The following is a 17,499-nucleotide window of genomic DNA, read 5'->3' on the forward strand; positions in this document are numbered from 1 at the left end:
ATTTATAACGAATGTCTAAATTAACTAAAATTATTAGTTTTTTGATAGGAATAGTAGTTTTGACTTTCCTAGGAGCAATTATTCTTATAAATGCTCATAGTGTAGTCTTACCCAATTATATGAATTGGCTACAATTTCAGATAGAACTTCCTTCCTATCTGTCAATATTTAAAGGTGGACTTGTTTCACAATATCTTTTTTGGGTGTCATTAGTACTATTTGTAGTCATCGTTATTGCTATTTTAGTCGTATTGTTCTACCCAAGAACTAAAACTGAGATTGATTTGAAAGAAAAACAAGGAACTCTATTACTGAGTAAGTCAGCAATTGAAGGTTTCGTTCGCTCTTTGATTAACAACAAAGAAATAATGGAAACTCCTAATGTTTCTGTTAAATTATATAAGCGTAAATTCAAAGTAATTGTATCAGGAACTCTTGAGTCAAGAGTTAATGTTATTCCAGAGGTGAGTCAAATTAAGGCTGATATCGAAAAAGGGTTGAAAGAGTTCTTTGGCTTAAACCAGTCTGTAAAATTTGAAATATCAGTTAAAAAGATTAAAGCACCTGATAAAGAACCTGTTGCACCACGTGTTATTTAGTAGAAATTAGGAGAAAAAATGGAACTTTTTGAAAAATATAAATACCCAATTTTGGGAGGAATTGTTGGCCTCCTTATGGCAGTTTTTATTATATCAGTTGGTTTTTTTAAAACCTTATTATTATTGATTTGTATTGGTTTGGGAGCTTTTGTTGGTTTTTATTTAAAAACAACAGGTCTCTTAGATAAGTTTATTAACAAAAATCGTTAAAAGGAGAAAAAGATGGCGAATGAAGTAAAATCAACAGTTGTTACAGAAACCCCTAAAAAGGTTAGTGACGTTAGAGGTGAATTGACTTATGAAGAAAGAGTTATCGAGAAGATTATTGGTATTGCAATAGCTTCTATTGATGGTCTTTTAGCAGTCGATGGTGGTTTTTTCTCTAATATTAGAGAAAAACTAGTTAACACTGAATCAGTAACAGATGGTGTTCATGTTGAAGTTGGAACTAAACAAGTAGCAGTAGATTTGAATATCATTGTAGAATATCAAAAACATGTGCCAACAGTTTATCGTAATATTAAATCAATTATTGAAAAAGAAGTTAAAGAAATGACTGATTTGGATGTTGTTGAAGTCAATGTTAAAGTTGTTGACATTAAGACTAAAGAACAACATGAAGCAGATTCAGTTAGTTTACAAGATCGTGTTTCAGGGGTAGCAAGTGCTACGGGTGAAGCAACTTCAGAACAATTTGGTAAATTGAAATCAGGTGTAAGTAGTTCTTTGGAAAAAGTAGCTGAACCAACTGAACCGCGTGTCTTATAAGAAATTAAATAAAAATAAAAAGAAAAGTGAGAAAAATATATGTCTAACGAAACAAATAAAAACAAACAAGCAGCAACTCCAGTTTTAAAAGGTGAGGTATCTTATGAAGAACAAGTTATCAAAAAAATTGTTGGTCATGCCTTAAAAACAATTGACGGTCTATTATCTGTTGATGGCGGTTTCTTTGCAAACCTTAAAGAAAAATTGGTTAACTCTGAATCAGTAACTGATGGTGTTAACGTTGAAGTTGGTAAAAAACAAGTCGCTGTTGATTTAAATATCATCGTAGAATACGATAAAGATATTCCTAAAATTGCTGATGAGATGAAAGCAGTTATTGCTAAAAACGTTGAAAAAATGACTCATCTTGAAGTCATTGAAGTTAACATCAATGTTGTTGACATTCAAACAAAAGAAGAATTTGAAAAAAATAAAGTCTCTCTTCAAGATCGTCTTTCTAACGTAGCACAATCAACTGGTGAATTAGCATCTGATACAGCTAATAAAGCTAAAGATGCAGTTGTAGATGGAACAGAAAATGTCAAAGAAAACTTAGCTAAATCACGTGTTGAATAATAGTGATAATAAAAAGAAGGTGGCTTATCATCTTCTTTTTTTGTGTTTTAAAATAAGAATAAATAATCTTTTATGGGCTTGCTTTTAATGAGAGAATATAGTATTATATTGAGGTAGCCGCTATAGTTAAATGGTATAATAGAGCAATGGTAATGCTCCGTTCCGAGTTCGATTCTCGGTGGTGGCAAAAATAAAACAGTCAGATGTTCTGACTGTTTTTCATTTATAAGATGAAGTATTATCTTGATGATTATTTTTGATATAATAAAGAAGATTAAAACGAGTGAGGCAAAAAGTGATGACATACGAACAAGAATTCTTAAAAGCATTTGAAGAATGGTTAAATACTCAAGTTATGGTTAATGACATGGCAAAAACTGAAAGTGAAAACGTTTATGACACTTATGGTGACGAAAAAGCAAAAGAAGCTATCATCCGTTATGAGAGTCGCTTAGATGCTTATCGATTTTTACAAGGTAAATTTGCCAATTATCATCAAAGAAAAGATTTTCATGATTTACCAGACCATTTTTCTTCTGAAAGGCATTATTAAAACAGATAAAGGACTTGCTATTTTCTTTCCTGTTTGTTAGAATAAGGACATCAGAGGTGCTTTGTTATCATCTGTTACAGAGAGCGGTCTTGCTGAGAAACCCGCACAGAAAAACCAGAGCTAGTTGCTGAGTGATGAATGAAATAACTAAAAGTAGCGGGCCATGCCCGAATATGGGTGGTACCGCGGATAACTATTCGTCCCTATCGTTAAGATAGGGACTTTTTATTTATTTTTCTAAACAAAAAGAAACAACACATGAGTCATGTGTTGTTTCAGGGAGATTTATGAAAAAGAAAAGTTTTAGGATGACTATAGTATAATCATCCTAGCTTAAATAAACCTTAAATTCTAAAAAAATAAAGGAGAGTTGAGAGTGAAAGAATTATCATCGAAATATCAACCAAATGAGGTTGAAGCTGGACGTTATGAGAAATGGCTAGAAGAGTCAGTGTTTAAGCCTTCTGGAAAGAAAGAAAGTAAACCCTATTCTATTGTTATTCCACCTCCAAATGTTACTGGTAAACTGCATTTAGGCCATGCTTGGGATACGACTTTACAAGATATTATTATCCGTCAAAAACGCATGCAAGGTTATGATGCCTTGTGGTTACCAGGGATGGACCATGCAGGGATTGCTACGCAAGCTAAAGTAGAGGCACGTCTTGCAGAAGACGATATCTCACGTTATGATTTAGGACGTGAAAAATTCTTGGATAAGGTCTGGGAGTGGAAAGATGAATATGCCACAACGATTAAAGAACAATGGGGTAAATTGGGTCTATCCTTAGATTATTCTAGAGAGCGTTTCACTTTAGATGATGGACTTTCAGAAGCAGTTAGAAAAGTATTTGTAACCCTTTATCAAAAAGGATGGATTTACCGTGGTGAATTTATCATCAACTGGGACCCTAAAGCGCGTACAGCTTTATCTGACATTGAGGTTATCCACAAAGACGTTGAAGGTGCTTTTTACCACATGAACTATATGCTTGAAGATGGTTCTCGTGCCCTTGAAGTGGCAACGACTCGTCCTGAAACCATGTTTGGTGATGTGGCGGTTGCTGTTAATCCTTTAGATGAACGCTACAAGGAATTAATTGGTAAACATGTTATTTTACCCATAGTTAATAAGAAAATTCCGATTGTTGCTGATGAACATGCTGATCCAGAATTTGGAACAGGTGTTGTTAAGATTACACCAGCACATGACCCGAATGACTTTCTTGTTGGTCAACGTCACAATCTTCCTCAAGTCAATGTGATGAATGATGATGGTACCATGAATGAACTAGCTGGTGAATTTGTTGGTATGGACCGTTTTGAGGCGAGAAAAGCAGTAGTCGAAAAATTAAAAGCACTAGGCAATCTGGTTGCTGTTGAACAACGTGTTCATAGTGTTGGGCACTCTGAAAGAACAGGTGTCATGGTTGAGCCTCGCTTATCCACTCAGTGGTTTGTCAAGATGGATGAACTGGCTAAACAAGCCATTCAAAATCAGTCTACTGATAATCAAGTCACTTTTTACCCACCAAGATTTAATGATACCTTCCTACAATGGATGGAAAATGTTCATGACTGGGTTATTTCACGCCAACTCTGGTGGGGGCATCAAATTCCTGCTTGGTATAATGAAGCTGGAGAGATTTACGTTGGTGAAGAAGCACCAAAAGAAGAAGGTTGGGTTCAAGATGAGGATGTTCTTGATACTTGGTTTAGTTCGGCTCTCTGGCCATTTTCAACCATGGGCTGGCCTAATGAAGAAAACGATGATTTTAAACGCTACTTCCCTACCTCAACACTTGTAACAGGCTATGATATCATTTTCTTCTGGGTATCTCGAATGATTTTCCAAAGTTTAGAATTCACCAAAGAAGCACCATTTAAAAATGTGTTAATTCATGGCTTAATTAGAGATGAACAAGGACGAAAAATGTCTAAATCTCTAGGTAATGGGATTGACCCAATGGATGTTATTGACAAGTACGGGGCAGATGCTTTACGTTGGTTCTTGTCAAACGGTTCTGCACCTGGACAAGATGTTCGTTTTAGCTACGAGAAAATGGATGCCTCATGGAACTTCATTAATAAAATTTGGAATATCTCACGTTATATCTTAATGAATAATGAAGGCTTAACCATAGAGGAAGCCAAAAAAACTGTCAAAAAAGTTGCCAAAGAAGAGGCTGGAAATGTGACTGATCGCTGGATTCTTCATAATCTCAACGAAACAATAGGTAAAGTCACTGAAAACTTTGATAAATTTGAATTTGGTGTTGCTGGGCACATCCTTTACAACTTTATCTGGGATGAATTTGCGGACTGGTATGTTGAGCTAACCAAAGAAGTGCTTTATAGTGATAATGAAGCAGAAAAAACGGTGACACGTTCAGTCTTGCTCTATACGTTAGATCAGATTTTACGACTCCTTCATCCCATCATGCCGTTTGTCACAGAAGCTCTCTTTGAACACATTTCAACGAGTTCTATCGTGACAGCAGACTACCCAGTTGTTAATCCGATCTTTGAAAACGAATCTGCTCACAAGGGTGTAGAAAGTCTTAAAGACCTCATTCGCTCCGTTCGTAATGCGCGTAGTGAGGTTAATGTGGCACCAAGTAAGCCAATTACGATTCTGATTAAAACAGTAGAAGCTAATCTAGAACAATTCTTTAATGCCAATCAAAATTATATCAAACGATTTACCAACCCAGATCATTTAGAAATTAGTGCTAGTTTAGAAACACCAGAACTTGCTATGTCTAGTGTGATTAGCGGTGCTGAAATTTTCCTACCGTTAGCTGATTTATTAAACGTTAATGAAGAATTAGAACGTTTAGATAAAGAACTGGCAAAATGGAAGAAAGAACTCGATATGGTTGGCAAAAAATTATCCAATGAAAAATTTGTAACTAATGCCAAACCTGAAGTTGTTGAAAAAGAACGTCAAAAACAAGCAGACTATCAACAAAAATATGATGCGACTCTGACTCGTATTGAAGAAATGAAAAAATTACAGTAGTCTCTCGTTTAGGGTAAAAACTAAGATAAAGAAAAAGGATAAAAACAATCATTTTTATCCTTTTTTAGTGAGAGAATTTCTTTCTTATTTATTAGGCAGTCTAATATTGTTTCATTTGAAAGATTATTTCCAAGATAGTTTTTCTATTACTTCTTTTGAAGAGATTTAAAATGTTATCTTAAAAAAGTGATTATTATAAGCATAAATTTTGAATGTAAAAAAACTAGCAACACAATTGTTGCTAGTTTTTAGGGATTAATTAATTTGGTTACTAAAGAAGAAAGGTGGGGCAAATTCACTTAATTTTTCAAAGCAACGTTTTGCTCCTTCTGCATCTTCACAAATAATTAAGCAAGTGTCATCACCACAGACTGTTCCAACCATCTCAGGAATTTGCATAGCATCAAGGATTGAACCAAATGATTGGGCAAGACCAGGTAAACTTTTAAGAATAACTTGATGTTGTACAGGTCTTAGCATAACAAGCGCATCTTCCATATAAAAGCGAAGGCGATGTTCCCAACGTCCAGGAGCGATACTGTGAACAGTATAGTAAGAATCTTCATCTGATATTTTTACCAAATGTAAATCCTTCATGTCTCGAGATAAGGTTGCCTGTGTGACAGAGATACCTTTATTCTTGAGTTCTTGCTGTAATTGGTGCTGTGTATTTATTTTATTCTCGGAAATGAGAGATAAAATAAGTTGGTGTCGTATTTCTTTTTTATTCATAATAATGTCCTTTCTAAATAAATTGGAAATGTTTACAAGTTTCTACTAACTTAATTATAACAGAAAATTCTAATTTATGACAATAGTATGAGTTTATAAATTTTAAATTATACTGATTTCAAAAGACGAATACAAATTGTTATGTTATAATAATGATAAGAATAGATGATAATAGATAGCAAAAAATGAAAAGGAGTCAGAAATGGTTGGAAAAGAACTCTACCAACATTTGAGGAGATTGGATGATTTTAAATATCTATCCATTTCTCAATTCGATCAACTCATAGCAATGATGACCTACCATAAGGTTCCTAAGGATCAGATCTTGTTTTTTGATGGCGATCCTTTGGAAAAGATGTATATTCTGTTAAAAGGGCATGTCAAATTAGAGCAAAGTGACTCATCAGGGTCTTTTATCTATATTGATTATGTCAACACAGATACTATATTTCCTTATGGTGGTATTTTTTTAGATAAAACTTATCATTTTTCAGCTGTTGCTATTACATCTATTGAATACATTTGTTTTCCAAGAGAGGTTTATGAATCCTACTCACTGAGCAATAAATATCAAATGAAAATGTTGTGTCAAAAATTGTCTAAATTAATACATCTTCAAGAGTTTAGAATTAGGAATATGGTTACCTCTAGTGCAAAAGATCGAGTGATACAGACCCTAGCGTTTTTATTGGTAGATAAATGTACTGATGAAATGGACTTGCCTTTTTCAATCACAACCATTGATATAGCCAATATGAGTGGAACGACGAGAGAAACAGTTAGTCATGTTCTTAAGCCACTTAAGGAAAACAATATTATCCATTTTGAGCATAAAAAATTGTCTTATTTGGATAAAGACTACTTTTTGAAGTACATTAAATAAGAATTTTTAAAAATTATCACTTTTTAAATGATTATAATTATTATTTTTTTTGATAAAAACGGTAATTATTCTAGTAAAGAGTTTCTAATTTTGATAAACTTCCATTTAATCTCCAAATTGTGTTAAAAATATCACGTTTCCTCTGTTAAAAAGACCACATTTTTTAACTTTGAAAACGATTACAATAAAGGTGTTGATAAATAAGAACAACGTTCTTATGAAGTTATATACATTGCAAAAAAAGAAAGGAGTCTATCAATGACTGAACGAGGACCAATCCATGTTTACTCTGAAATTGGAAGATTAAAAACAGTTCTTCTTCACAGACCAGGTCAAGAATTAGAAAATCTTGTTCCTGACTACCTTGAAAGATTATTGTTTGATGATATTCCATTTTTAGAGCAAGCACAAAAAGAACACGATGGTTTTGCACAAGTTTTAAGAGACTGTGGTGTAGAAGTATTGTATTTGGAACAATTAGCAGCTGAGTCGTTAACGAGTCAAGAAATCAAAGAAGAATTTATTGACGAATACATTTCAGAAGCTAATGTTAGAGGAAAACAAACGAAAAAAGGTATTCGTAAGTTACTGCTTGATATCACAGATAATCAAGAATTAATCAATAAAACAATGGCTGGTATTCAGAAAGTAGAATTACCAGAAATTACTGATAAAGGATTAGCAGACTTGGTAGAATCTGATTATCCGTTTGCTATTGACCCAATGCCAAACCTCTACTTCACTAGAGACCCATTTGCAACAATTGGTAATAGTGTTTCATTGAATCACATGTACGCTGAAACAAGAAACCGTGAGACCTTGTATGCTAAATACATTTTCAAATATCATCCACGCTTTAAAGATGCTGATATTCCTTTTGTTTATAATCGTGAGGAAACAACTCGTATTGAAGGTGGAGATGAATTAGTTCTTTCAAAAGATGTCTTGGCAGTTGGTATTTCCCAAAGAACTGATGCTGAGTCAATTGAAAAATTAATGGCTAATATTTTCTCAGCTAACATAGGATTTAAGAAAATTTTGGCTTTTGAAATTTCAAATAATCGTAAATTCATGCATCTTGATACAGTATTTACCATGGTTGACTATGATAAATTTACTATCCATCCAGAAATTGAAGGTGGTTTACGTGTCTTCTCTGTGGTACCTGAAGGTGACAGTGTTCGCATTACTGAAGAAAAAGATACCTTGGAAAATATTCTAGCTAAAAACCTTGGTCTTGATAATGTTACACTCATTCGTTGTGGTGGCTCTAATCTAGTTGCTGCTGCGCGTGAACAATGGAATGACGGTTCAAATACATTAACTATTGCACCAGGTGAAGTTGTGGTTTATGATCGTAACGTAGTCACAAACAAGAAACTGGAAGAAGCAGGATTAAAATTACATAAAATCCAAGGAAGTGAATTGGTTAGAGGGCGTGGTGGACCACGTTGTATGTCAATGCCAATTATTCGTGAAGATATTTAATAATAAAGGAGTAACTAATGACATCAGTATTTAAAGGAAGAAGTTTTTTAGCGGAAATTGATTTCACTCGTGAAGAATTAGAGTATCTTATTGATTTTTCAGCACATTTGAAAGATTTGAAAAAACGTCATGTTTGGCATCGTTACTTAGAAGGCAAAAACATTGCTCTCTTGTTTGAAAAAACATCAACAAGAACACGTGCTGCTTTTACAACTGCAGCTATTGATTTAGGAGCTCACCCAGAATATCTTGGTAAAAATGATATTCAATTAGGTAAAAAAGAATCTGTTGAAGATACAGCTATTGTTCTTGGTAGCATGTTTGATGGTATTGAATTCCGTGGCTTTAGTCAAAAAGTTGTTGAAGATTTGGCTAAATTCTCAGGTGTTCCAGTTTGGAATGGTTTAACTGATAAATGGCATCCAACACAAATGCTTGCAGACTACCTTACTGTTAAGGAAAACTTTGGTAAGCTAGAAGGATTAACCTTAGTTTATTGTGGTGATGGTCGTAATAATGTTGCAAACAGCTTATTAGTAACGGGTGCTATCCTTGGTGTTAATGTCACTATTGCTGCTCCTGAATCTCTTTTCCCAGAACCAGAATTAGTTGAAATGGCTGAAAAATATGCTAAAGAATCTGGTGCAACTGTTAAAATCACCGCTGATGTAAAAGCCGCTGTGAAAGACGCAGATGTGCTTTATACAGATGTATGGGTATCAATGGGTGAAGAAGATAAATTTGCAGAACGTATCGCTTTATTACAGCCTTACCAAATTAATGAAGAGTTATTAGAACTTGTTGATAATAAAGATTTCATTATTCTGCATTGTTTACCAGCCTTCCATGATACAGAAACAGAATATGGTAAACAAATCAAAGAAGAATTTGGTATTGATAGTATGGAGATTACCGATGGTGCCTTTAGAAGTAAGCATGGTCGCCAATTTGATCAAGCAGAAAATCGTATGCATACTATTAAAGCCGTTATGGCAGTTACTTTAGGAGATCTCTTTATTCCAAAAGTATAATCCACAGATCAAACTGTTCTGGTTTTGATTCTTGAAATCAGGACCAGAGCAGTTTTTCTATAGATAGGAGAAATTTATGACTGAAAAAGTAAAAAAGGCATTTAAAATGCCTTCATCCTATACGGTACTTATCCTAATTATTGCTGTTATGGCAATTTTAACTTGGATTATTCCAGCTGGTCAGTACCAAGTTAGTGAAGAAACAGGAAATTTGATAGCAGGAACTTATGAAACGGTTGAACAAAATCCTCAAGGTTTTTATGAAGTGGTGATGGCTCCTGTTGTTGGGATGATTGGAAATAGCATCACTAGTGGGGCTATTGAAGTATCCTTCTTTATCATTATGGTTGGTGCCTTTTTGGGTGTTGTCACTGAAACAGGTGCTCTTGATGTAGGGATTGCCTCTTTAGTTAAAAACTTTAAAGGCAAAGAAAAAATGCTCATCCCAGTTTTGATGATACTATTTGCTCTTGGTGGCTCTACTTACGGAATGGGTGAAGAAACGATGGCTTTTTACCCATTACTTATTCCTGTGATGTTAGCTGTAGGCTTTGATACTATAACAGCTGTTTCCATTATTTTGATTGGTTCTCAAGTCGGGTGTTTAGCCTCAACTGTTAACCCTTTTGCAACCGGTGTAGCTTCGGATGCTGCTGGTATCAGTATTGCTGATGGTGCCATTTGGCGTGTGGTATTTTTCGTTGTTATTCTTGGAGTTTCCATTTTCTATGTTTATAGCTATGCAAGTAAGATTGAAAAAGATCCAACCAAATCTTATGTTTACGCACAAAGAGAAGAGAACCTAAAACATTTTAAACCAGTTGATGTTCAATCAGACTTAACTAAGAGTCAAAGAAAAACACTCTGGATCTTTATTATCACTTTCCTAATCATGATTATTAGTTTGATTCCATGGTCTGGATTTGGCATTCATATCTTTGAAGCCATTAATGACTTCTTAACAGGTCTTCCAGTCTTTGGTCAATTCTTTGGTCATTCTCTTCCACTTGGAGATTGGTATTTCCAAGAAATTACAATGCTCTTTATCTTTATGGGAGTATTAGTTGGTATTGTTTCTAAAATGGGTGAAGATAGATTCTTCAAAGCCTTTCTTAATGGTGCAGCTGATTTATTAGGTGTTGCTCTAATTGTTGCAGTAGCTCGTGGTATTCAAGTCGTTATGAATGATGGTCAAATTACTGCTACCATTCTACACTGGGGAGAAGAAGGACTAAAAGGACTCTCTTCTCAAGTATTTATCGTTTTGACTTATATTTTCTATCTACCAATGTCATTTTTAATCCCATCAACTTCAGGTCTTGCTGGGGCAACTATGGGTATTCTTGGTCCATTGGGAGAATTCGCTAAAGTTCCAACTCACTTAATCATCACTGCCTTCCAAGCAGCATCTGGTGTTTTAAACCTTATTGCACCAACATCAGGGATTGTGATGGGTGGTCTTGCTTTGGGTCGTGTAGATATCACTACTTGGTGGAAATATGTTGGTAAATTGATTGTCGCAATTGTTGTATTAAGCATCCTTATCTTAGTGGTTGCAACATTCTTCTAATTTAGAAACGGTTTAATGATATGAAAGATTTTATTACTGAGTCACATCAACAACAATGTGTTGACACTCTTAAACAATTGATTGCTATTCCTTCCGTTTTAAATGAAGGGGAAGCCGGAACACCATTTGGCAAAGATATCCAGAAAGCATTAGAAACAACACTTGACATTGCTAAGACCCTAGGATTTCAAACTTATATTGATCCTAAAGGCTATTATGGCTATGCAGAAATTGGTGAGGGAGAGACTTTAATTGCTGTTCTCTGCCATCTTGATGTTGTTCCTGCTGGAGATTTGAGCAAATGGGAAACTAATCCTTTTGAAGCTGTTATTAAGGAAAATCAACTGTTTGGACGTGGTTCTCAAGATGACAAAGGACCAACAGTAGCAGCAATGTATGCTGTCAAAGCATTACTTGACGCTGGTGTAGCCTTTAATAAACGTGTTCGTTTCATTTATGGGACTGACGAAGAAACATTGTGGCGTTGTATGGCTCGCTATAATGAAATTGAAGAAGTCGCTGATATGGGCTTTGCCCCTGATTCAAGTTTCCCACTTACCTATGCTGAAAAAGGGTTACTACAAGTCAAAATAACTGGCAAAGGTAGTTCAAATCTTTCATTAAACTTAGGTGATGCCTTTAATGTCGTCCCTGGAAAAGCTAGTTACAGTGGTGACAATCAAAAAGAATTAATGGAAAACTTAACACGTTTAGGCTATGCTTATGAAACAACAGACAATAGTGTTGTTGTCTTAGGAGAGGCTAAACACTCTAAAGATGCAGCAGAAGGTGTTAATGCTATTATCCGATTGCTTGAAGGATTATCTCCTATTCAATCACACCCAGCCATTGACTTTTTGCTAACTCATGTTGGACATGATGGAACTGGCGGTCAATTATTTGGTATTGTTGAAGATGAACCATCTGGACGTTTATCATTTAATGTTGCTGGCTTAACCATTGATAAAAATTATTCAGAGATTCGAATAGACATGAGAATTCCTGTTTTAGCCGATAAAGAAAAGCTAGTGAAACAACTCTCAGAAACAGTCGCTCAATATGGTTTGGTTTATGAAGAATTTGACTATGTTGGTCCATTATATGTTCCACTAGATAGTGAATTAATTCAAACCCTATTAGCAGTGTATCGAGAAATGACGGGAGATATGTCTCCAGCCATGACATCTGGTGGTGCTACTTTTGCTAGAACCATGAAAAACTGTGTCGCTTTTGGTGCTGCTTTCCCTCATACTTTGTTAACTGAACATCAAGAGAATGAAAGAATTCCACTAGATGATCTTTATCAAGCGATGGCTATTTATGCTGAAACGATTTATCGCTTATTAACTTTATAATGGAGGAACAAAATATGGGAAAAAAAATAGTTGTTGCCCTGGGGGGAAATGCTATTCTTTCAACAGATGCTTCTGCAAAAGCACAACAAGAAGCTCTTATCCAAACATCAAAATCATTAGTTAAATTTATTGAAAATGGTGATGATTTAATTATTACTCACGGTAATGGTCCACAAGTTGGCAATTTATTACTCCAACAAGCTGCAGCTGATTCTGAAAAAAATCCTGCCATGCCATTAGATACTTGTGTGGCGATGACAGAAGGTAGTATTGGTTTTTGGTTAGATAATGCACTTGTCAATGAATTGCAAGAAAAAGGTATTGAAAAAGAAGTGGCAACCATTGTTACTCAAGTGATTGTTTCTAAAGATGATCCTGCCTTTAAAAATCCAACCAAGCCAATTGGTCCATTCTTAACAGAAGAAGAAGCTAAAAAACAAGAAGCTGAAACTAAAGCTAGCTTTAAAGAAGATGCTGGTCGTGGCTGGCGTAAAGTAGTCCCTTCGCCAAAACCAGTAGGGATTAAAGAAGCTAATGTGATTAAGTCTTTAGTTAACTCAGGCGTTGTTGTTATCAGTGCTGGAGGTGGGGGAATTCCTGTGGTTGAAGACCCAGACACTCATAAACTCACTGGTGTAGAGGCAGTTATTGATAAAGATTTTGCTAGCCAAACGCTTTCTGAATTAGTTGAAGCAGACTTATTTGTTATCTTAACTGGTGTTGATAATGTTTATGTCAACTACAACAAACCAGACCAAAGAAAATTAGAAACAGTGACGGTTTCAGAAATGAAACAATATATTTCTGAAAACCAATTTGCTCCAGGAAGTATGCTACCTAAAGTGGAAGCAGCTATTGCTTTTGTAGAAAACTATCCTGAAGGTAAAGCCATCATCACTTCTCTTGAAAATATTGGAAATGTTTTAACAGGAGACGGTGGGACACAAGTTGTTAAAGATTGAAAACTTTAATTACCCTTAAAAGTCCTTCTTAAAAAAGAGGGACTTTTTTGCTGTATAAAATGACGACATTTCTTTTTGAAAGATAAAAAATGTTACTTTATTTCATCAAGATAATTCATTTTTAAGCTGAATTTAATGCAATATGGTAAAATAATAGTCAATAAAGAATTATCAATCGTCTTTTCAATCAATAAATGGTATCAGGAGGTGACATTTTGAAAGTAATTGCTGGTCAATTTCGTGGTAGACCACTTATTACCCTAGATGGCAAAACCACGCGACCAACCTCAGATAAAGTCAAAGGTGCTATTTTTAGTATGATTGGTCCTTTTTTTGATGGTGGTAGGGCTTTGGATCTTTTTTCTGGCAGTGGGAGTTTAGGCATTGAAGCTGTTTCAAGAGGAATGTCAGAAGCAGTTTTGGTAGAAAAAGATTATCGTGCTCAAAAAGTCATTGCAGAAAACATTAAAATGACTAAGACTAAAAACCAATTGAAACTCTTAAAGATGGATGCTAAAAAAGCATTAGCCCAATTAGATGGTCAATTTGACTTAGTTTTATTAGACCCACCCTATGCTAAAGAAGAGATTGTCAAGACGATTTCTCAACTAGAAGAGCTAGGTCTTCTTTCAAAAGATGTGATGATTGTTTGTGAAACAGATAAAACTGTATCACTACCAGAAGAAGTTAGTGATTTTGGAATTTGGAAACAAAAAACTTATGGAATTAGTAAGGTAACCGTTTATGTCAGATAAAATAGGATTATATACAGGCACATTTGACCCAGTCACAACGGGTCATATTGATGTCATTAAAAGAGCAGCAAAACTAGTTGATAAACTCTATGTTGGTTTGTTTTACAATAAGGAAAAAACCACCTTGTTTTCTAAAGAACTAAGAGAAAAGATGCTTGTCAATGCTTTGGCAGAATTTGATAATATCACAGTGATAACGTCTAGTAACACCTTAACTGTTGATGTTGCCAAAAAAATTGGTGCCAGTGTGTTGTTTAGAGGGATAAGAAATTCTGAAGATTTGAATTATGAGATGGGGCTTGAGTTTTTTAATCATCATCTGTCTTCAACTATTGAAACGGTTTATCTGTTATCAAAACCTAGTTTGCAATCGATTAGTTCAAGTCGTGTGAGAGAATTATTGCACTTTAAGCAAGATATTTCTCAGTTTGTCCCAAATAGTGTCGTAGAAGAATTGGAGAGAATTAGTGAAAACAATAAAACAATTTAAATGGTGGTTCGTTACTCTTTTTACAGTATTATTTATGATTGGTGCGGTTGCGATTCCCCTTCCTTATTACATGGAAACCCCAGGTGGTGCTTATGATATTAGAAGTGTTTTAACCGTTAATGAAACTGATGATAATGAAGAAGGCTCTTATAACTTTGTTGCGGTAACTGTGAGTCGTGCTAGCCTTGCACAAATTATCTATTCTTGGCTCACACCTTTTGCAGATATTACAAGTATTGAAGAGACAACCGGAGGCTATAGTCAAGAAGATTACTGGCGTATCAATCAGTTTTACATGGAGACTTCACAAAATAGTGCCATTTACCAAGCCTTAAAGTTGGCTGGGAAAGAAGCTAAATTAGACTATCAAGGGGTTTATGTTCTTAGTGTTTCTGAGGATTCAACCTTTAAAAATGTCCTCAATCTTGCCGACACTGTAACAGGTGTTAATGGTAAAAGCTTTGAGTCCTCACAAGATTTGATTAACTATGTGAGTGGTTTAAAGATTGATGATGATGTTACCGTTCAATACACATCAAATGGTAATGAGGAGAGTGCAACGGGTAAAATTATAAAACTAGAAAATGGCAAAAATGGTATCGGTATTGGTTTAGTTGATCATACTGAAGTTAATACTGAAATTCCAGTAACCTTTAACACTGAAGGTGTTGGTGGACCTAGTGCTGGATTGATGTTTACTCTTGATATTTATGACCAACTCATTGATGAGGATTTAAGAAAGGGACGTATTATTGCTGGAACAGGAACCATTGAACAAGATGGTTCTGTCGGTGATATTGGTGGCATTGATAAAAAAGTTGTCTCTGCTGATGAGATTGGTGCAACTATCTTTTTTGCCCCTAACAATCCAGTGCCTGATGAACTCAAAAAAATAAACCCTGACGCCAAAACCAATTATGAGGAAGCTTTAGAAGCTGCTAAAGCATTAAAAACAGACATGACAATTGTTCCTGTTAAGACAGTGGAAGAAGCGATTGCATATTTAAGAGAACATTAAAAGTGAACGAAATGCAGAAATAAATTATTCTGTGTTTCGTTTTTGTTAGGTAGTCATGTCATCAAATATGTTGTTAATCTTTTGTCTTCACTTACAAAAAAAGAAAAATAGTGTATAATGATTAGGTTAAGAAAAATAAATTATCCTTAAATAATAGCGTTAAAAATGACCTACAAAAATTAAAACGAAAGGAAGATTATGAGAAAAGAAGTAGACCCTGAATTATTTAATTACAATAAATTTCCCGGTCCTCAATTTGTGTCATTTGATAATATCGTGAAATCAGATGAGATTCAGTTTACCATGCTTGAAAATTTCAAAAATGCTTTTGACACAACCAGTTTTAGCCAACGTTTTTCAGAATTAATGTTGAAATATGACTATATTGTTGGCGACTGGGCGAGCGACCAACTTCGTCTAAAAGGTTTTTATAAAGATGATAAGAAGACGACCAATTCTTTGAAAATTAGTCGCTTAGAAGACTATTTAAAAGAGTATTGTAGTTTTGGTTGTGCTTATTTTGTTTTAGAAAATAAAGAACCAAAAGAGATGCCTAAAGAAGAATTCAAAGGACGTCCTAGAAAACGTCGACCAAGACGTAAGCATAATAATCATTCGCAAAAATCATCATCTGAAAAGAATACTAATCCATCAGTTGAAAAAAATAAGCGAAATGACTTTAAGAAAAAGCAAAAAACAAGTAAAAAACCAACTAGCAAACTAAAGTCAGAAAAATCTATCACGCAACAGAATCAAAATTTTGTGATTCGTAAAAAGAATGAACGTGAATAACTCGTTAAAAACCACTGACTAAAGTCAGTGGTTTTAGACATCAAACAACTCTAAAAAGGAGATAACATGACGTTTTTTAGAAAAGGATTTGATCGGCATTTTAATTTAAAACCTAACTATCGTTTTCTGATGTTCTTTTTGGTAGGACTTTATAGTCTTATTGTTGGACTTCTTTGTTTTACCCCTCAAATCGATATTTCAGGTTTTGAAACACCTGGAATAGAACATTATGGCCGTGTTGTTGTTCTTTTAACACCTTTTAATTCATTGATTAATGCGAGCCAAGCCAATAATATTTGGGAATTTCTTTGGATTATTTTTCAAAATGTTACCAATGTTTTCTTACTCTACCCACTCGTTTTGGGTCTTTTATTCTTGTTCCCTAAAATAAGAAAAGTTAAAAAAATAGTTCTACTTAGTTTTCTACTCAGTTTAGGGATTGAATTGACTCAAATCCTTTTAGATATTTTAATTGATGCCAATCGTGTTTTTGAAATCGATGATCTATGGACCAATACCCTTGGTGGTTTATTAGCTCTACTGACTTACAAATGGATGAAACATCAGCATCAACGTCATAAAAAACCTCTGTTTTAATGAACTGCACCCCAAAAGTTGGACAAAAAATCTAACGAATGGGGTGTTTTTCTTATGAAATTAAGTGATGACAATAAACTAGAAATCTAAACATTAAGAAGGAATGGAAATACACGGCTCTCAATCTACCAAACAACTATTTTAGCTACCTCAAATACCAAAGATATAGTGACTATATGAGGTGAACAATTTGATACTATCGACTTAACAATTTGAGCTATTTTTTTGAATTTCTATTTTAGAATGATATAATTAGATTGATGAAAACGTTTTCTAATTTTTTGCTACTTTAAGAAAGGAGTGAAAAA

Annotated in this window: 18 protein-coding genes and 1 tRNA gene; 18 read left to right on the top strand and 1 reads right to left on the bottom strand. The window is 34.5% G+C overall.

Features of this window, described 5'->3' with window-relative positions; translation table 11 throughout:
• Positions 1 to 11: 11 nt before the first annotated feature.
• From amaP to N7659_RS02720, 7 genes are all read left to right on the top strand, one after another.
• Entirely contained in the window at positions 12 to 599 is a 588-nt protein-coding gene (gene amaP / locus N7659_RS02690) for an alkaline shock response membrane anchor protein AmaP (protein WP_263275690.1), read from the top strand.
• A gap of 18 nt (positions 600 to 617) precedes the next feature.
• The gene (locus N7659_RS02695) at positions 618 to 809 is read left to right on the top strand and encodes a DUF2273 domain-containing protein (RefSeq protein WP_018370258.1); all 192 of its coding nucleotides are present in this window, start codon (positions 618 to 620) and stop codon (positions 807 to 809) included.
• 12 nt (positions 810 to 821) lie between these two features.
• On the top strand, positions 822 to 1,367 hold the full coding sequence (locus tag N7659_RS02700; protein ID WP_263275691.1) for an Asp23/Gls24 family envelope stress response protein: 546 nt from the start codon (positions 822 to 824) through the stop codon (positions 1,365 to 1,367).
• Positions 1,368 to 1,406: 39 nt separating this feature from the next.
• Entirely contained in the window at positions 1,407 to 1,943 is a 537-nt protein-coding gene (locus N7659_RS02705) for an Asp23/Gls24 family envelope stress response protein (RefSeq protein WP_263275692.1), read from the top strand.
• 116 nt (positions 1,944 to 2,059) lie between these two features.
• Positions 2,060 to 2,130, top strand: a tRNA-Thr gene (locus N7659_RS02710).
• A 111-nt stretch (positions 2,131 to 2,241) separates the two neighbouring features.
• Positions 2,242 to 2,496: a DUF1912 family protein gene (locus N7659_RS02715; RefSeq protein ID WP_263275693.1), complete on the top strand. Its 255-nt coding sequence runs from the start codon at positions 2,242 to 2,244 to the stop codon at positions 2,494 to 2,496.
• Between the two features lie 376 nt (positions 2,497 to 2,872).
• Positions 2,873 to 5,518 carry a valine--tRNA ligase gene (locus tag N7659_RS02720; protein WP_263275694.1) on the top strand — a complete coding sequence of 882 codons (2,646 nt, stop codon included), beginning with the start codon at positions 2,873 to 2,875 and terminating at the stop codon, positions 5,516 to 5,518.
• A gap of 255 nt (positions 5,519 to 5,773) precedes the next feature.
• Here N7659_RS02720 and N7659_RS02725 read toward each other — a convergent pair whose 3' ends face one another.
• A complete protein-coding gene (locus N7659_RS02725) occupies positions 5,774 to 6,250 on the bottom strand; it encodes an arginine repressor (protein WP_263275695.1) in 477 nt (158 codons plus the stop codon).
• Between the two features lie 202 nt (positions 6,251 to 6,452).
• Between N7659_RS02725 and N7659_RS02730 the strand changes: the two genes are divergently transcribed.
• From N7659_RS02730 to N7659_RS02780, 11 genes are all read left to right on the top strand, one after another.
• Positions 6,453 to 7,133, top strand: a complete 681-nt coding sequence (locus N7659_RS02730; RefSeq protein ID WP_263275696.1) for a Crp/Fnr family transcriptional regulator — start codon at positions 6,453 to 6,455, stop codon at positions 7,131 to 7,133.
• A 258-nt stretch (positions 7,134 to 7,391) separates the two neighbouring features.
• A complete protein-coding gene (arcA, locus tag N7659_RS02735) occupies positions 7,392 to 8,621 on the top strand; it encodes an arginine deiminase (RefSeq protein ID WP_263275697.1) in 1,230 nt (409 codons plus the stop codon).
• Between the two features lie 17 nt (positions 8,622 to 8,638).
• Positions 8,639 to 9,652: an ornithine carbamoyltransferase gene (gene argF / locus N7659_RS02740; RefSeq protein WP_263275698.1), complete on the top strand. Its 1,014-nt coding sequence runs from the start codon at positions 8,639 to 8,641 to the stop codon at positions 9,650 to 9,652.
• Positions 9,653 to 9,728: 76 nt separating this feature from the next.
• Positions 9,729 to 11,222, top strand: a complete 1,494-nt coding sequence (locus tag N7659_RS02745; RefSeq protein WP_263275699.1) for a YfcC family protein — start codon at positions 9,729 to 9,731, stop codon at positions 11,220 to 11,222.
• A 20-nt stretch (positions 11,223 to 11,242) separates the two neighbouring features.
• Positions 11,243 to 12,577: a dipeptidase gene (locus tag N7659_RS02750; protein ID WP_263275700.1), complete on the top strand. Its 1,335-nt coding sequence runs from the start codon at positions 11,243 to 11,245 to the stop codon at positions 12,575 to 12,577.
• Positions 12,578 to 12,591: 14 nt separating this feature from the next.
• Complete coding sequence (arcC, locus tag N7659_RS02755) at positions 12,592 to 13,539, top strand: carbamate kinase (protein ID WP_263275701.1); 948 nt, start codon at positions 12,592 to 12,594, stop codon at positions 13,537 to 13,539.
• Between the two features lie 215 nt (positions 13,540 to 13,754).
• Entirely contained in the window at positions 13,755 to 14,294 is a 540-nt protein-coding gene (gene rsmD / locus N7659_RS02760) for a 16S rRNA (guanine(966)-N(2))-methyltransferase RsmD (protein WP_263275702.1), read from the top strand.
• Positions 14,284 to 14,784 carry a pantetheine-phosphate adenylyltransferase gene (gene coaD, locus N7659_RS02765; RefSeq protein ID WP_263275703.1) on the top strand — a complete coding sequence of 167 codons (501 nt, stop codon included), beginning with the start codon at positions 14,284 to 14,286 and terminating at the stop codon, positions 14,782 to 14,784. The genes rsmD and coaD overlap by 11 nt, the downstream gene beginning before the upstream one ends.
• Positions 14,762 to 15,802, top strand: coding sequence for a SepM family pheromone-processing serine protease (locus N7659_RS02770; RefSeq protein ID WP_263275704.1), 1,041 nt, complete (start codon positions 14,762 to 14,764; stop codon positions 15,800 to 15,802). Before coaD ends, N7659_RS02770 begins: the two co-directional genes overlap by 23 nt.
• 198 nt (positions 15,803 to 16,000) lie before the next feature.
• Positions 16,001 to 16,594, top strand: coding sequence for a YutD family protein (locus N7659_RS02775; protein WP_263275705.1), 594 nt, complete (start codon positions 16,001 to 16,003; stop codon positions 16,592 to 16,594).
• Positions 16,595 to 16,660: 66 nt separating this feature from the next.
• On the top strand, positions 16,661 to 17,191 hold the full coding sequence (locus tag N7659_RS02780) for a VanZ family protein (protein ID WP_411575292.1): 531 nt from the start codon (positions 16,661 to 16,663) through the stop codon (positions 17,189 to 17,191).
• The last annotated feature ends 308 nt before the right edge of the window (positions 17,192 to 17,499 follow it).

The organism is Streptococcus sp. CSL10205-OR2, from assembly GCF_025660655.1.
Classification (GTDB): Bacteria; Bacillota; Bacilli; order Lactobacillales; family Streptococcaceae; genus Streptococcus.

What these genes read in the sequence shown, in the direction of transcription:
- amaP (WP_263275690.1), top strand. Translation starts at nt 12, where the DNA reads ATGTCTAAATTAACTAAAATTATTAGTTTTTTGATAGGAATAGTAGTT.
- N7659_RS02695 (WP_018370258.1), top strand. Translation starts at nt 618, where the DNA reads ATGGAACTTTTTGAAAAATATAAATACCCAATTTTGGGAGGAATTGTT.
- N7659_RS02700 (WP_263275691.1), top strand. Translation starts at nt 822, where the DNA reads ATGGCGAATGAAGTAAAATCAACAGTTGTTACAGAAACCCCTAAAAAG.
- N7659_RS02705 (WP_263275692.1), top strand. Translation starts at nt 1,407, where the DNA reads ATGTCTAACGAAACAAATAAAAACAAACAAGCAGCAACTCCAGTTTTA.
- N7659_RS02715 (WP_263275693.1), top strand. Translation starts at nt 2,242, where the DNA reads ATGACATACGAACAAGAATTCTTAAAAGCATTTGAAGAATGGTTAAAT.
- N7659_RS02725 (WP_263275695.1), bottom strand. Translation starts at nt 6,250, where the DNA reads ATGAATAAAAAAGAAATACGACACCAACTTATTTTATCTCTCATTTCC.
- N7659_RS02730 (WP_263275696.1), top strand. Translation starts at nt 6,453, where the DNA reads ATGGTTGGAAAAGAACTCTACCAACATTTGAGGAGATTGGATGATTTT.
- arcA (WP_263275697.1), top strand. Translation starts at nt 7,392, where the DNA reads ATGACTGAACGAGGACCAATCCATGTTTACTCTGAAATTGGAAGATTA.
- argF (WP_263275698.1), top strand. Translation starts at nt 8,639, where the DNA reads ATGACATCAGTATTTAAAGGAAGAAGTTTTTTAGCGGAAATTGATTTC.
- N7659_RS02745 (WP_263275699.1), top strand. Translation starts at nt 9,729, where the DNA reads ATGACTGAAAAAGTAAAAAAGGCATTTAAAATGCCTTCATCCTATACG.
- N7659_RS02750 (WP_263275700.1), top strand. Translation starts at nt 11,243, where the DNA reads ATGAAAGATTTTATTACTGAGTCACATCAACAACAATGTGTTGACACT.
- arcC (WP_263275701.1), top strand. Translation starts at nt 12,592, where the DNA reads ATGGGAAAAAAAATAGTTGTTGCCCTGGGGGGAAATGCTATTCTTTCA.
- coaD (WP_263275703.1), top strand. Translation starts at nt 14,284, where the DNA reads ATGTCAGATAAAATAGGATTATATACAGGCACATTTGACCCAGTCACA.
- N7659_RS02775 (WP_263275705.1), top strand. Translation starts at nt 16,001, where the DNA reads ATGAGAAAAGAAGTAGACCCTGAATTATTTAATTACAATAAATTTCCC.
- N7659_RS02780 (WP_411575292.1), top strand. Translation starts at nt 16,661, where the DNA reads ATGACGTTTTTTAGAAAAGGATTTGATCGGCATTTTAATTTAAAACCT.